The sequence below is a fragment of the Micromonospora sp. NPDC020750 genome, from assembly GCF_044334565.1.
Taxonomy (GTDB): domain Bacteria; phylum Actinomycetota; class Actinomycetes; order Mycobacteriales; family Micromonosporaceae; genus Micromonospora.
This window is the reverse complement of record NZ_JBIRTH010000010.1, coordinates 140,029-154,395: the sequence shown is the minus strand read 5'-3', so window position 1 is coordinate 154,395 and position 14,367 is coordinate 140,029. Positions and strand designations below refer to the sequence as shown.

Genomic DNA, 14,367 nt, shown 5'->3' with positions numbered 1-14,367 from the left:
GGGAGAACGGCAAGTAATTGCGTGACGAACTCGCCTTGACGGGAAGCGGTACGTACAGTGGTCCCTCCCCCGCCCCCCGAAAACGCGAGCTGGAGCACGCATGCCGGTTCAAGCCAGCCGTCGCCCCCCGTCGCCGGAGCCCGTCGGCGCAGCCGCACGGGTCACGTCGCAGCCCCGCCGCGGCGGCAAGCGTCCCAGCCGCGGCCCCGCCAAGAAGCGGGCCCGCCGCAAGGACCCCCTCTGGGCGCGTCTCACCGTGGTCTTCGGCGCGGTGCTGATGCTGACCAGCGGCATCGCCATCGTGGGCAGCAAGGCACTGATCAGCCAGGCCACCGGCAACATCGCCCAGGGCAACCTGCTCGGCGACGCCGGCAAGTCCAACGCCGAGGGCGGCGCGAACCTGGACGGCCCGATCGACATGCTGCTGCTCGGCGTGGACGCGCGCGAGCGCTGGGCCGCCGACGACGTCCGGGCGGACAGCATCATCGTGCTGCACATCCCCGCCTCGCACGACCAGGCGTACCTGATCTCGATCCCGCGAGACACCGAAGCGGAGATCCCGGGCCACGGCGTCGAGAAGATCAACGCCGCGTTCCAGTACGGCGCCCAGAACGGGGGCGGCTGGGAGGGCGGCGCGCAGCTCATGGCGAAGACGATCAGGAAGATGACCGGGGTCAGCTTCGACGGCGCGGGGATCATCAACTTCGGCGGCTTCAAGAAGATCATCGACACCCTCGGCAGCGTGCGGATCTGCGTCTCCCAGGAGGTCAAGTCGCACCACATGTCGTACGTCGACGGCAAGCCGATGTGGAACGCCGACGCCAAGAAGACCGGCAAGAAGATGACCCCGGTGCTGCACAAGAAGGGCTGCCGGGAGATGGCGGGCTGGGCGGCGCTGGACTACTCCCGCCAGCGCTACGGCCTGGACGGCGGCGACTACGACCGCCAGCAGAACCAGCAGCAGCTGATCAAGGCAATGGCGAAGAAGGCGACCGAGAACGGCACGCTGACCAACCCGGTGAAGCTCAACGCGCTGATGAAGGCGGCCGGCGGGGCCCTCGTGCTGGACACCGGCGGGGTGTCGATGATCGACATGATCTTCACGATGCGCGGGGTCACCGGCAACGACCTGACGATGCTGCGCACCAACGGCGGGAAGTACTTCTCCACCGCCGACCGCTCGAAGGAGATGCTGAGCCCGCAGACCCTGGAGATGTTCCAGGCGATCAAGAACGACAAGCTCGCCGAGTTCGTGTACGCCAACCCGGGCGTGCTCTCCACCCGCAAGTAACCGTCCGGCCCGCAGTTAGCCGTCCCACCTACGGGTAAGCCGTCCGAACTGCGCGAAAGCCGCCCGTCGGTCCAATCGCCCCCATAGTCTGACGCGAGAAGGTTTCACGTTCGGCGGCGGGGGGCGTCACGACCAGGTCAGGGGAAGCCGGGCGGGGGCGGCGCGAGCCGGCCCGTCGGCGCGTACCCCGGTGGAGCCGGGTGCTCCTCGGGGCCGGCCTGGCCCTCACCCTGCTGGCCGCCGCCGCGGTGGCCGGGCTCAAGATCCTGAGTCACCGGTACGAGCGCACGGTGACCCGGGAGCAGCTGCTCGACCCGGATGCCCGGCGCGACCGGACCGACCTCGACGACGCGCTGAACTACCTGCTGGTCGGCTCGGACCGGCGGCCCGGCGCCACCGGGGACGACCAGCGGTCGGACACCGTCCTCGTGGTGCACGTGCCGGCCGGCACGAAACGGGCGTACCTGATCTCCATCCCGCGCGACCTGCGGGTGGCCATTCCGCCCGCGCCGAACGGTTGGGGCGGCGGCAGCGACAAGATCAACGCCGCGTACGAGCACGGCGGCGGCGGCGAGGCCGGGGTCCGACTGCTCTCGGCCACCCTCACCCGGCTCACCGGCCTGCGCTTCGACGGGGCCGCGCTGATCGACTTCGCCGGGCTGCGGCAGGTAATCGACCTGCTCGGCGGGATCCGGATGTGCGTCGACACCGAGGTCCGCTCGATCCACACCAGGACCCTGTTCCCCGTCGGCTGCCAGCAGATGGACGGCGCCCGGGCGCTGGACTACGTCCGCCAGCGGTACGACCTGCCCGGCGGCGACTACGACCGGCAGCGCCACCAGCAGCAACTCCTGCGGGCGATGCTGGCCCGGGCCGGCGAGACGAACCTGCGACGCGACCCGGTGCGGCTGGACCGGCTGATCCGGGCGGTCGGCGCGTCGCTGACCGTCGACACCAACGGGGTGCCCCTGGAGGATTTGGCGCTCACCCTGCGGGACCTGCCCCCGGAAGCGCTGACCGGCGTGCAGGTCCCCTCCCACCCGGAGACCATCGACGAGGTCTCCTACGTGGTGCTCGACGGCGGGGGGAGCGCCCTGTTCGACGCCGTTCGCGGCGAGCGGATGCCCGACTGGGCCCAGGCCAACCCCCGGTGGATCACCCGGCTCTGACCGCGTCACGGGCCGGGTCGCATCTCTTCCGCACGTCGCCCGCCGGTTCGGTCCGGCGAGGATCTAGGCTTGGTGACCGTGTTCGGACCCCAGGTTCCCACCGTGCCCGTGACCGAGATCGCCGACGACACCTACCTGCTCGACGTACGCGAGGACGACGAGTGGACCGCCGGGCACGCGCCCGACGCCCACCACCTGCCGATGACGGAGCTGCAGGCCCGCATGGCCGAGGTCCCGACCGATCGCGAGGTGGCGGTGATCTGCCGCTCCGGCGGCCGGTCGGCGCAGGTGGTGGCCTACCTGATGGACAACGGCTGGGACCAGGTGCGCAACGCCGACGGCGGGATGCGCCAGTGGGCCGCCGTCGGGCGACCCGTGGTCGATGCGGACGGGCGGCCGGGCCAGGTCATCTGAGAGCGACGGGCATGGATCCCCTCGTCTTCGCCCACCGTGGCTCCTCGGCCGACCTGCCGGAGCACACCCTCGCCGCGTATCTGCGGGCCCTCGACGAGGGCGCCGACGGGCTGGAGTGCGACGTCCGGCTGACCCGGGACGGCCACCTGGTCTGCGTGCACGACCGGCGGCTGGACCGGACCAGCAACGGCACCGGTCTGGTCAGCGCCCGCACGCTCGCCGAGTTGGAGGCGCTGGACTTCGGCTCCTGGCACCCGGGCTGCGCCCCGTCGGACGGCGACGAGCCGCCCGACGAGTCGCACACCCGGCTGCTCACCCTGGAACGGCTGCTGGACGCCGTGCTGGACGCCGGCCGGCCGGTCCGGCTGCTGATCGAGACAAAACACCCCTCCCGGTACGGCCGGGACGTCGAGCGCCGCCTGGTGGCCCTGCTGCGCCGGTACGGCCTGGCCGAGCCCGGGGCGGACAGCCCGGTCCGGGTCACCGTGATGTCCTTCTCCCCACTCGCCGTACGCCGCGTCCACGATTTGGCCCCCGGCCTGCCCACCGTGCTGCTGCTGGACGTGCTGCCGCGCTGGCTGCCACCCGGCCGGATGCCGGCCGGCACCCGGATCGCCGGGCCGGGGATCGGGCTGGTGCGGTCCCGCCCTCGGCTGTTGACCACGCTGCGTGCCGCCGGCAACCAGGTGTACGTCTGGACGGTCAACGAGCCGGCCGACCTGGAGCTGGTGCTCGACGCCGGAGTCGACGGGATCATCACCGACCGGCCGGCCCACGCGCTGGCCCGGCTGGGGCGATGAGTCCCCGGGGCGGGATGACCCGCTGGCTCAGCGGCGCGGCGCGGACGCCTGAACAGCCAGGGGTGTCGATGGAAGGGTCAGCGCGGCACACTCGGGACATGCCGGAGCGCACCGACCTCGCCACTCTCATCGCCGGCCATGGCAGGGTGATCGAAATGATCAACTCTGGGGAGGCCGGACTGCCGGTCCTGAACCGGCTGCTCCAGTTGGTGCGGCCGGCCGTCGGGGCGGCCAGCACAGCGTTCGTGGAGTTCGCGCCCAAGGGCGGCCGGGTGATCGCCGCGACCGAGGGCGCCGAGTGGGCGGTCGGCCGCCCGGTGTCGCCCACCGACCCCGCCACCGTCTGCCTGCTCTCCGGCACCCGCGTCCGCGACATCCGGGTGGACCGGATCCCCGGCCCGGTCGGCCAGGAGCTTGTCGACCGGGGGCTGCGCCGGATGGTGGTCGCGCGGGCCGAGATCGGCGGGCTCACCGTCGGCACCCTGCACGCCTTCTACCTCGACCACGACGAGTCGACGGCCGCCGGGCAACACGAGGTGATGGCGTACATCGCCGCCTGCATCGCCCACATGTACGGCGACCAGACCGGCCTGCCGGTGCACGGCGACGGCCCGGTGGTGGCGGCGCTTGCCGACGGGCTGGCCGTGGTCGACCGGGGCGGCCACGTCCGGCTGTGGAACCCGGCCGCCGCCGAGGTGACCGGCCTCTCGGCCGCCGAGGCGCTGAACCGTCCGCTGCCGTTCCCGCTCCCCCCGTCCGGTCAGGTCCTCGACCACCGCCTGCCGGACGGCCGCTGGCTGAAGATCACCTCGGGGGAGCTGCCCGGCCCGGGCGCGCTGTGGGTGGTCACCTTCCGGGACATCACCGACCAGCAGCTACGCGATCAGGACCGGGACCTCTTCGTCGCGGTCACCAGCCACGAGCTGCGCACCCCGGTCACCGTCATCAAGGGGTACGCGGACACCCTCACCGACCACTGGGACTCGCTGACCGACGTCGACCGGCGGCACGCCGCCCGGGTCATCGGGCAGCGGGCCAACGAACTGGCCCGGCTGGTCGACCGGCTGCTCACCTCCGCCACCGAGGGACGCCCCGGCGAGTCGCTGGCCCCGTTCGACCTCGGCGACGCGCTCCCGTCGGCGGTGGCGGACCTGCCCGCCGACCTGCGCCGCCGGGTCGTGCTGGACGTGCCGGCCGGCCTGCCGAGGGCGGTCGGCGAGCGGCAGAGCCTGACCACGGTGCTGACCGAGCTGTGCACCAACGCCGACAAGTACTCCCCGCCCGACTCCCCGATCGAGATCGCCGCCACCGGCAACGAGCAGACCGTGTCGTTCCGGGTCAGCGACCGGGGCATCGGCATCCGGCCGGAGCATGTGGAGCGGGCCTTCGACCGGTTCTGGCAGGGCGAGTCCGGCGACCGCCGGGGCTACCCGGGCGCCGGGCTCGGCCTGTACCTCGTCCGCCGGATCGTCGAACAACAGAACGGATGGGTATCCCTCCGGCCGAGGGCAGGTGGCGGTACGGTCGCAGAGGTGCGGCTGCCGCGCGTAAGCGCGGCCGGGCCGCCGCCCGAAAGGCGTGAAGGAGCGCGGTGACCTCAGGGCCGGTCCAGCGGTCGTGGTGCGTGGTGGTGCCGCACCATCCCACCGGCGCGCGCCTGGCCCGGCACCGGTTCGCCGACGAGCTGGCCGGCCTCGTCCCCGCGGTGCTGCTGGCCGACCTGGTGGCCGTCCTGGCCGAGCTGGTCGGCAACGCGATCCGGCATGCGGAGCCGCTCCCCGGCGGGGTGGTCCGGGTGGCCTGGCGGCTGAGCCCGGCCCCCGGCGACGGGCACCTCGTCGAGCTCCGGGTCACCGACGGCGGGGCGGGCACCGGGCCCCGGATACGGGCCGCCAGCCAGGACGCCGTGGACGGCCGGGGCCTGCACATCGTCTCCGGCCTGGCCAGCAGCTGGGGCGTCGACCGGGACGGCCTCGGGCAGAGCGTCTGGGCCCAGTTCGACCCCGCCGGCACCCCCAGCCCGGGCCTCGTCGCCGCCGGCTGACCCCCGTCCCGCCGAGCGGGGCGGGTCGGGTCCGCCGCCTCCGGTGGGGCCTCTAGGCTGATTCGCCGTGAGCAAGCGTCGAAAGAGCCAGCGGGCCGCCGAAGCCACCCCCAAGCGGGAAAAGGTACGGGACGTCTTCGTCCCCCGACCGTTCGAAGGGCTGACCGACGAGCCGGAGTGGATCGCGCTGCGCGAGCTGGTTCCGGCCGCGTCCGCGCCCCTGCGGCTCGTCCCCGAACTGGTCGAGGAGCACGGCAACCGAACCGTGACCCTGGCCACCGTGCTGCCGATGGCGGCCCCGGCGATGACGAAGGACGACGGCCGGGTCTTCGTCGGTCTCCAGCGCCACCAGCAGTCCGGCGACGTCTCCCGGGACCTGGCCGAGGCGCTGCTCTGCGCGCTGCGCGCCGAGCCCGGCAAGCCGGTCACGGTGCCGCCGCTGCCGGGCCTCGGCCCCCGGCTCCAGGACATCCTGGTCGACGGGCCGCTGGACATCGCCATGCACGAGGGCTTCGAGTTCTGGCTCGACCCGGGGGCCACCGACGACCCGACCGTCCAGGCCTCGCTGGAGCGGGCCAACGCGGCGATCTACCCGACCGTACGGCTCGCCGCGGCGCGGGCCGCGTACTGGTGCCAGGTGCCGGAGAAGGCGCACGTGCGTTGGGTGCTCCCGGACGACGAGGACGCCGCCCTGGACGCGCTGGCCCGGCTGAGCGCTGCGGGCACGCTGCCCCTCGCCGGGAACACGAAGTTCGCCGGCATGTTCCGCGCCCACGGCCGCCTCGTGCCCGTCTGGGACCTGCCCGAGGACGTCCCGGCCGTCGAGTGGGAGGAGCCGGTGACCGAGTTCGCCAAGCGTTACGCCGAGGCCCTGGCGACCGGCGAGCCGCTGGACGCGGCGGGCCGCCGGGCCCGGCACGGCCTGCTCGGCCGCCAGCTCACCCTCCGCTGAGTCGCCCACGCCGGGCGTCGGAAGGGCCCCTGTCGACGCCTGGCGTGGGCAGGGGCCCCCTGCCCTACCGGTTGAGGGGTTCGCGGACCAGGGGGCAGGACATGCACCTCGGGCCGCCCCGGCCGGAGCCCAGCTCGGATCCGGCGATCGGGATGACCTCGATGCCGGCCCGTTCGAGCTGGGCGTTGGTGCCGGTGTTGCGTTCGTAGCCGACGCACAGCCGCGGGGCCAGCGCGAGGGTGTTGTTGCCGTCGTCCCACTGTTCCCGCTCGGCGGCGACCGGGTCGAGGCCGGTGTCGATGACCCGGAGCTGGTCGAGGTCCATCGCGTCGGCGGCGGCACGCAGGAACGGCGCGGGCCCGTCCACCCGCAGCTCGCCGTCCGGCCCGGCCACCACCGTGTACGCGGCCAGGGTGCTCGCCACGTTCGCGTACATCAGCACGGCGTCGACGTCGACCATCGTGCAGATCGTGTCCAGGTGCATGGTGGCCCGTTCCTGGGCGATCGGGACGACCAGGATGGTATGCGCCAGCCCGGCGGCGAAGACCCGCCGGCCGAGCCGTTCCGCCCCGGCGGGAGTGGTCCGCTCGCCCACCCCGACCGCCAGCACCCCGGGGGCCAGCAGCAGCACGTCGCCGCCCTCCAGGTGCTCCAGCCCTGACTCGTAGACGAACTCCGTGCCGACGAAGCGCGGGTGGTGCCGGTAGATCGCGTCGGTGATGGTGGTCTCCCGGCGACGGGCCGGCATGGCCAGGCTGGTCACCCCGACGCGGTCCCCGATCCACAGTGAGGAGTCCCGGGTGAACAGCAGGTTGGGCAGCGGGTCGATGACGAACTCGTGCCGGTCCATCAGGGCGTAGACCAGCCCGCCCGGCCGCTCCTGGCTGATCCGCAGCTCCTCGTGGGCGAGCCCGGCGATGAGCACGTCGGCGAGGGCGGCCGGGTCGAGGTAGGCGAGATGGTCGGCGACCCGGCGGCGCAGGGTGTCGCCGAGCCGGGGCGAGCTGAGCACCTGCTCGGTCAGTTCGGCGCGGGCCTCGCCGACGGCCAACGTCTCGGCCAGTAGGGTGGCGAGGTGGAGCACCTCCACCCCACGTTCGCGCAGGGCGGAGGCGAAGGCGTCATGCTCCTCCTGCGCCCTTCCCACCCATGGGATAGCGTCGAAGAGGAGAGAGTCGTTGTTGCGCGGGGTGAGTCGGGCCAGCTCCGGCCCGGGTCGGTGCAGCAGCACCGTGCCGAGGCGGCCGACTTCGCTGTCCACGTAGTGGGTCACACGGCCAAGGGTAGGGCAGGGTTTGGCGGCATCCGATAAAACATCTGGGGATGAATATGGCATTCATCCACACTCACTCCGGCGCTCCGACTTGCCGGGTACCCGGTATGTCGACGTAGGGTAGTGAGGACATAACTTCGAGGGACCTTTTGCCGGAGGTCGCGATGACTGTCTTTCCCGCACGCCGAGCCGCACCCACCTCGCGGGCACTGCCGCCCGTGTCGGTGCCACACCCCCGCGCCGAGGCGCCGGGGGCGCTCGAGCCGATCCGTCCGAGCCCCCTGGAGTGGGCTCGACGTCGGCGCGCCGAGCGAGGTGCCCGCCGGTTGGAGGCAGCCGGGGCGCGGGCCCTCGGCCGGCTCGACCACCTCGGGCCGGCCTGGCACGTCATCGAGTGGCCTCGCTCGGACAACTCAGACCTTCTCCTCGACCAGGGGCAGGACGAACGGGCCGGGTTCCTCGCGATCGGCCCGAGCGGCCTGTTCGCGGTGACCATCGCCGACCACGGCCGGGCCCGGGTACTGGTGGCGGGGGACGTCGTCCAGATCAACGGCAAGCGCCCGCCCTATGTGGCCGAGAGCCGCCGGGACGCCAAGCGGGCGAGCAAGGCGCTCTCCGCAGCCGTCGGGCTGACGATCCCGGTGACGCCGGTGCTGACCTTCGTCGGTTCCGGCGTCATCAGCGTGTACGGCCTGCCGAAGGACTGCCTGATGGCCACCCACCGCGAGCTGGACCGCCTGCTCGTCGCCGGGGGGAACCGGATCAGCCCCGCCACCGCCGACAAGCTGGCCCGGGTCGCGCAGCACCCCGGCACCTGGATGAACGGCACGTACCGCCCCGCCGCCGACTACCGGTGGTACGACGACGGCCGAACGGCGGCTGACAAGCCGGCCAACCGCCGGTAACGTCTCCGGCGACGCCACGCGGTCCGGTCACCACCCGGAGCACCGGCCGCGCCGTCGCCGGCCGGGTCAGGGCAACCGATCACCGGCGGCCTGGTGGCTGAAGCGTGGTCGACGGTCCCCGCGACAACCGGTCAGCGTGGACAGACCGTCGGTGTAAATTGGAGGCGCGGTGGCCCACGTCGAACTCTCGATCTCGGAAGTGTTCGTGCCCGCCGCTCGGACACCGCCTGAGCAGGAGTCCGACAATTTCGGCCAGTGGTCCGCCACCGTGTCCCACGCCGCCGAGCCCTGCCTGCTGATCGACGCCGACACCCGTGTCGTCGCGGTCTCCTCAGCCGGCTGCGAGCTGCTCTGCCTGTGCTGCCCCGAGGACGTGATCGGCCTCCCGCTGCTCGAAGGGTGCCTGCGCCTGCTCGACTTCACCGCGAACCGGGGCGAACTGACCGAGCAGGATACCGACAAGATTCCGCCGCTGCTCGCCCTGCACTCGGGGCGCCTCGCCCGAGGGCTGCTCCGGGTCCAGGCCTCGACGGCGGGGCGGTCGGACGCGACAGTGGACGCCATCTCCACGCCGGTACTGACCCACGGCGAGGTGGCCGGGTCGCTCACCTTCTTCTCCGAGATCTGATCCGCCCATTGCCGTCCTGAACTGCACGAATGTGGCGCTCGCCGCACCCTTCGTCGCTGGGTCGGACCGGCACCCAGGCCGTAGGGTGCCCTCATGCTCGATGTCGCTCTGCTGCCGGGGGAATACGCGGTGTGCCGACTGACCGCCGGTTCCGCCATCCGGCCCGACCTGTGGGGCGACCTGGGCGACGGCGAGGTGATCAGCGTGAGCTGGTCCGCCGATGGGGTCTCGGTGATCTGCCCCGCGTCCCGCGCCCCGGCCGAGGCCGAGACCGACTGGCGGTGCCTGCGGGTCGTCGGGCCCCTCGGCAAGCCGGTGACCGGCACCCTGGCCGCGCTGGTCGCCCCGCTGGCCGAGGCCCGGGTCAACGTGGTGGCGTTCTCGACCTACGACACGGACCACGTGCTGGTCCCGGCCGTGCGGCTGGACGAGGCGATCGCCACGTTGCGCCGGGCCGGCCACCGCCTCCTCGACTGACGATCCGCGCCGCCGCCCTTCACCCGCGCGCCTGCGGCTCCTACGATGGGCTCGGCCACCCGGCCGTCACGACGCTCTTCGATGCAAGGATCGGCTCGTGCCGCCCACCGCACCGCCCCGTACCGCACCCCGCCGGCCGCCCCGCCCGGCCGTGCTGCTCGCCGTCGTGTCCCTCGCCCTCGCGTCCGCGGGCTGCGGCACGCCACCGGAGCTGCGCCGGCCGGCCCCGGCGCCGACCGCCACGGCCGGCGCCTCCGCAGGCCCGACCACGCCCGCCACCGCGACCGTCCCACCGGTCCCGGTCCCCCCGTCGCCGGCCGTCCCGTCGCCCACCGCCGGCCCCGACCTGGTCGCCACCGCCTGCCGCGAGGGCCCGTCCGGGGATCGGGTGATCACACTGCTGCGGGGCTCGGCCGACGTGCTGCCCCGGGCGGTCGGGGTGCGGGTGCGCACCGGCCCGCTCTGCGCCGGGGACTGGCAGTACACGGTGCTCCAGGTGACCGGGCACGAGGAGCTCCAGGTGGTCACCCGGGGCCGACCGGGCGCGCTGGAGCTGGTCACCGCCGGCACCGACGTCTGCACCATCGAGGTACGGGTGGCCGGGCCGACCGGCATTCGGACGCTCGCCTGTGACGCCGTCCCGGGGGGCATACCGGGTGCGTAGGCTGGGCGACATGCCCGGAACACCACCCACCCGCTTCGTCTACCTCGGCCCCGAGGGCACCTTCGCCGAGCAGGCGCTGCGCACCGTGCCGGCCGCCGAACGGGGCACCCGCACGCCCGCCCGCAGCGTCGGCGAGGCGTTGGAAGGCGTCCGGGCGGGGGACGCCGACGCGGCCCTGGTTCCGCTGGAGAACTCGATCGGCGGCGCGGTCGGGGTGACCCTGGACGAGCTGGCCGAGGGCGAGCCCTTGGTGATCACGCGGGAGGTGATCCTGCCGGTCGAGTTCGTGCTCGGCGCCCGCCAGGGGACGTCCCTGGCGGCGATCCGGTCGGTGGCCGCCCACCCGCAGGCGTCCACCCAGTGCCGTAACTGGCTGCGCACGTACCTGCCGGACGCCGTCGTGATCGACGTGCTCTCCAACGGGGCCGCCGCGGCCGGCGCGGCGGGTGGCGGGTACGACGCGGCGATCTGCGCCCCCATCGGGGCGGCCCGGCACCGGCTGGCCGTGCTGGCCGACAAGATCGCCGACCACGCCGACGCCGTGACCCGGTTCGCCCTGCTGTCCCGCCCCGGCCCGCCGCCGCCCCCCACCGGGGACGACGTGACGTCGTTGGCCGTCTACATCGCCCACGACCGGGTGGGTGCCCTGCTGTCGGTCCTGATGGAGCTGGCCGTGCGCGGGGTCAACCTGACCCGGATCGAGTCCCGACCGACCGGCGAGGCGCTGGGCCGGTACGTCTTCTTCCTCGACTGCACCGGCCACGTGGCCGACATCCGGCTCGGGGAGGCGTTGCGCGGGCTGCGCCGGGTCTGCGCGGACGTGCGCTTCCTCGGGTCGTACCCCCGGCACCGCTGGGCCGACGGGGCGGGCGAACGGCCGGTCCCCGCACCGGCCGGCCTCTCGGACGCCGACTACGCCGACGCGGCGGCCTGGCTGGCCCGGCTGCGTGCCGGCGAGCTGAATTGAGACCGGGGTGCCCGGTTGCGACGGGCACCCCGCCCCGGTCAGCTCAGCAGGCCACCGAGCAGGCCGCCCTGCTGCTCCTGGGCACCGCTGCCGGCGACCGGCGGCTCCTCGGAGGGCTGCACCACCACGAAGCCCTGCCCGGCGAAGCTCATCGTGAACGCCTCGCCGGTGGTGCGGCCCAGCAGCGAGCCCAGGCCGAACTGCTCGGCCCGGTGGTAGCCGGTCTGGAGGTTGGCCGACCAGCAGACGGCGGCCTGCGGGTCGACGTACGTCGGGGCGTCGACGTTGAGCACCACCGGGGTGCCCTTCGTGGTGATCGCGATCCGGCCGTGGCCGGTGAAGACGCAGTTGAACAGACCGGACGAGGAGGCCATCCCGGCGCCGCCCACCATCTTGATGTCGTACTGGAGGGTGGAGTCGAAGGCCAGCACGCTGGAGCCGTTGATGGACAACGCGTCGCCCGGCTCCAGATCGACGATGTGCACGTCCTTGGCCAGCTCGGCGAGGAAGACGTCGCCCCGGCCGCTGAGCTTCATGAGCGGGACGCCCTCGCCGGTGAGCTTCTGCTTGAGGAACTTGCCCAGGCCGCCGGAGCCGAGCGCCTGGAACTGCACCTGGCCCTGGTAGGCGACCATCGACCCGACCCGGGCCATCGCCTCGCCGTTGAGCTCGATCTTCAACATCTTGGAGTTCTGCAGCCGCATACCGGGCTGGGCGGACTCCTTCTCCAGGTTCTCTGCGGAGAACAGCGCGCTGCGCATGGAAGTGCCTCCTGAGTCGGGGTGTTCTGCTCGGAGGGTAGGTGACCAGCGCAACCGGCGGGGATCGGCCGAGCGGGGCCGGTGACGCTCGCCGGTGGGGCGGCACCGGGGTGGATCTCAGCCCCAGCCGAGGTCGTGCAGCCGGTCGTCGTCGATGCCGAAGTGGTGGGCGATCTCGTGCACCACGGTCACCGCCACCTCGTCGACGACGTCCTCCTCAGTGTCGCAGATCCGCAGGATGGGGCGGCGGTAGATGAGGATCCGGTCCGGCAGGACCCCGGAGTAGTCCCAGCCCCGGTCGGTGAGCGCGTGCCCCTCATAGAGGCCGAGCAGGTCATCGTCGCCCGGGGGCGGGTCGTCCTCGACCAGGATCACCACGTTGCTCATCAACCCGAGCAGTTCCTCGGGCACCTCGTCGAGGGCGTCGCCGACCAACTCCTCGAAGCGTTCCCGACTCATCTCCACCGCCACGCCCCCATTCTCTCCGAGCCGCCACGCCCCGCCGAGCCCAAGGTCCGGCCCGGGACGCCGAGGCCCCCATCCTGATCGGACGGGGACCTCCGCGACGGGCGGGCGCGGTGCGCCGGAGGGATCAGGAGGCGAGGCTGGCGGTGAGGCTGATCTGGGCGCCCGGGGAGAGCAGGCGCGAGATGGGGCAGTTCTCCTTGGCCGTCTCGGCCAGCTTGGTGAACTGGACCTCGTCGAGGCCCGGCGCCTGGCCGACCGTCTCCAGGTCGATCCGGGTGACGGTCATCCCCGCGTCGGTCTTGTCGAAGTGCACCTTGGCGGCGGTCTCCACCCAGGTGCCGGTGACGCCGGCGTCGGCGAGCTGCTTGGAGAACGCCATCGAGAAGCAGGCGGCGTGGGCGGCCCCGATCAGCTCCTCGGGGTTGGTTCCCTCGCCCTCCTCGAAGCGCGACTTGAAGGAGTAGTTCCCCTGGAGCCCGCCCTTGCCGGTGCGGACCGTGCCGGAACCCTCGGTGAGATCGCCCTGCCAGCGTGCGGATGCGGTACGGATAGGCATGCACCGACGCTAACCGAAAGCCGGGCGGTGGGCGAGCGACTGCGTCCGATCGGACCCGGTCCCCGGGGGCGGCCCCGGTTCCCGGCCGCGCGGTGTCGGCTGTGTCATGATTCGGCTCAGGCCCGCGAGCGGTGGAGAGAGAGGTGGCCGATGTCCCAGAATCTCCCCATCCCTCGGCAGGACACCCGGTCCGACGGCACCGCCGTCGTGGAGTGGGGCGGGCCCGAACCCACGCCTCCCCGGCAGGCCGGTCGGCCGCTGGCGGGGCTGGGGCGGGACCGGCGGCTGCCGCTGCTGCCGGCCGGTCTCGGCGTGGCGGCGGCCTTCGCCTCCCTGGTCGGCGAGTGGATGGTGCTGACCGTGCCGAACGGTGGCCCCGAGGGCAACACCATGTTGCGGGTGCCGGGCGGAGTGTCCGACATCGGCGGGTTCGGGGTGGGCTACCTGATGGGGCTCTTCGCGCTGGCCGCGGCGGTGGCCCTGGCCCTGCGGGGCACACCCGCCGTGCGGCACAACGCGCGGGTGGCCGGCCTCGCCCTGGCGGCGGCCCTGCTCGGCGTCCTGGTCGCCACGGCAGTCTCGCTCGACGACTCCGGCCAGCGCACCTTCTTCTACGCAGCCGAGGACGGATTCCGGGTCGAGTACGGCCGGGGCCTGGTGATGGCCTTCGCGGCCTGTGCGCTGCTGGCCGCGGCGCTGTACCTCGCCGGTCGGGTGCCGGCCCTCGGCCCGCCCGGCCGGGAGAGCGCCCCGGTCGACGGGGCCGAGCCGGCCGGCCCGGAGCCCGAGCCGGAACCGGGCCGCTGGGGCCGGCGGGGCGGCACGCCCCGGTCGGGCCGCGACGCCGACCTGCCGGCCGCGCCGGCGGACCTCACCGTCGAAACCACGCTGCCGTTCGCCCGTCCCGAACCGCCCGCCTGACAACCGTCCCGGCCGCCGAATTCCGGTGACCCGCACGCCCCCGCCGGCCACGCCCGGCACCCCGCCGGACGGCGGGC

At 73.4% G+C, this 14,367-nt stretch carries 17 protein-coding genes; 13 read left to right on the top strand and 4 right to left on the bottom strand.

Features of this window, described 5'->3' with window-relative positions; translation table 11 throughout:
• The first annotated feature begins 100 nt into the window (after nt 1–100).
• The 7 genes from ACH4T9_RS27285 (at nt 101) to ACH4T9_RS27255 (ending at nt 6,670) form a co-directional block, all read left to right on the top strand.
• On the top strand, nt 101–1,291 hold the full coding sequence (locus ACH4T9_RS27285) for an LCP family protein (protein ID WP_396671930.1): 1,191 nt from the start codon (nt 101–103) through the stop codon (nt 1,289–1,291).
• Nucleotides 1,292–1,521: 230 nt separating this feature from the next.
• Nucleotides 1,522–2,460 carry an LCP family protein gene (locus tag ACH4T9_RS27280; RefSeq protein ID WP_396672078.1) on the top strand — a complete coding sequence of 313 codons (939 nt, stop codon included), beginning with the start codon at nt 1,522–1,524 and terminating at the stop codon, nt 2,458–2,460.
• Between the two features lie 78 nt (nt 2,461–2,538).
• Nucleotides 2,539–2,874 carry a rhodanese-like domain-containing protein gene (locus ACH4T9_RS27275; protein ID WP_396671929.1) on the top strand — a complete coding sequence of 112 codons (336 nt, stop codon included), beginning with the start codon at nt 2,539–2,541 and terminating at the stop codon, nt 2,872–2,874.
• A gap of 11 nt (nt 2,875–2,885) precedes the next feature.
• A complete protein-coding gene (locus tag ACH4T9_RS27270; RefSeq protein ID WP_396671928.1) occupies nt 2,886–3,674 on the top strand; it encodes a glycerophosphodiester phosphodiesterase in 789 nt (262 codons plus the stop codon).
• 98 nt (nt 3,675–3,772) lie between these two features.
• Nucleotides 3,773–5,269, top strand: a complete 1,497-nt coding sequence (locus ACH4T9_RS27265) for an ATP-binding protein (RefSeq protein ID WP_396671927.1) — start codon at nt 3,773–3,775, stop codon at nt 5,267–5,269.
• A 29-nt stretch (nt 5,270–5,298) separates the two neighbouring features.
• Nucleotides 5,299–5,718: an ATP-binding protein gene (locus tag ACH4T9_RS27260; protein ID WP_396672077.1), complete on the top strand. Its 420-nt coding sequence runs from the start codon at nt 5,299–5,301 to the stop codon at nt 5,716–5,718.
• Between the two features lie 67 nt (nt 5,719–5,785).
• On the top strand, nt 5,786–6,670 hold the full coding sequence (locus tag ACH4T9_RS27255) for a DUF5926 family protein (protein WP_396671926.1): 885 nt from the start codon (nt 5,786–5,788) through the stop codon (nt 6,668–6,670).
• Nucleotides 6,671–6,734: 64 nt separating this feature from the next.
• On the opposite strand, the gene ACH4T9_RS27250 is transcribed toward ACH4T9_RS27255, so the two are convergent.
• Nucleotides 6,735–7,943 (bottom strand): arginine deiminase, encoded by a 1,209-nt coding sequence (locus tag ACH4T9_RS27250; protein ID WP_396671925.1) that lies wholly within the window; start codon nt 7,941–7,943, stop codon nt 6,735–6,737.
• Between the two features lie 164 nt (nt 7,944–8,107).
• On the opposite strand from ACH4T9_RS27250, the gene ACH4T9_RS27245 reads away from it, so the two are divergent.
• From ACH4T9_RS27245 to pheA, 5 genes are all read left to right on the top strand, one after another.
• A complete protein-coding gene (locus ACH4T9_RS27245; protein WP_396671924.1) occupies nt 8,108–8,848 on the top strand; it encodes a hypothetical protein in 741 nt (246 codons plus the stop codon).
• A 169-nt stretch (nt 8,849–9,017) separates the two neighbouring features.
• The gene (locus ACH4T9_RS27240; protein WP_396671923.1) at nt 9,018–9,476 is read left to right on the top strand and encodes a PAS domain-containing protein; all 459 of its coding nucleotides are present in this window, start codon (nt 9,018–9,020) and stop codon (nt 9,474–9,476) included.
• Nucleotides 9,477–9,569: 93 nt separating this feature from the next.
• Nucleotides 9,570–9,953, top strand: coding sequence for an ACT domain-containing protein (locus ACH4T9_RS27235; RefSeq protein WP_396671922.1), 384 nt, complete (start codon nt 9,570–9,572; stop codon nt 9,951–9,953).
• A 97-nt stretch (nt 9,954–10,050) separates the two neighbouring features.
• Nucleotides 10,051–10,617, top strand: coding sequence for a hypothetical protein (locus ACH4T9_RS27230; protein ID WP_396671921.1), 567 nt, complete (start codon nt 10,051–10,053; stop codon nt 10,615–10,617).
• Nucleotides 10,618–10,627: 10 nt separating this feature from the next.
• Nucleotides 10,628–11,584, top strand: a complete 957-nt coding sequence (gene pheA, locus ACH4T9_RS27225) for a prephenate dehydratase (RefSeq protein WP_396671920.1) — start codon at nt 10,628–10,630, stop codon at nt 11,582–11,584.
• 38 nt (nt 11,585–11,622) lie between these two features.
• Here the strand turns inward: pheA and ACH4T9_RS27220 are convergent, their stop codons facing one another.
• The 3 genes from ACH4T9_RS27220 to ACH4T9_RS27210 all read right to left on the bottom strand — a co-directional run bounded on the left by ACH4T9_RS27220 (nt 11,623) and on the right by ACH4T9_RS27210 (nt 13,369).
• Nucleotides 11,623–12,345, bottom strand: a complete 723-nt coding sequence (locus ACH4T9_RS27220; RefSeq protein ID WP_387022512.1) for an AIM24 family protein — start codon at nt 12,343–12,345, stop codon at nt 11,623–11,625.
• A gap of 117 nt (nt 12,346–12,462) precedes the next feature.
• Entirely contained in the window at nt 12,463–12,810 is a 348-nt protein-coding gene (locus ACH4T9_RS27215; protein ID WP_396672076.1) for a metallopeptidase family protein, read from the bottom strand.
• Nucleotides 12,811–12,937: 127 nt separating this feature from the next.
• Complete coding sequence (locus tag ACH4T9_RS27210) at nt 12,938–13,369, bottom strand: OsmC family protein (protein ID WP_396671919.1); 432 nt, start codon at nt 13,367–13,369, stop codon at nt 12,938–12,940.
• Between the two features lie 150 nt (nt 13,370–13,519).
• Here ACH4T9_RS27210 and ACH4T9_RS27205 point away from each other — a divergent pair, with 150 nt between their 5' ends.
• Nucleotides 13,520–14,290, top strand: a complete 771-nt coding sequence (locus ACH4T9_RS27205) for a hypothetical protein (protein WP_396671918.1) — start codon at nt 13,520–13,522, stop codon at nt 14,288–14,290.
• The last annotated feature ends 77 nt before the right edge of the window (nt 14,291–14,367 follow it).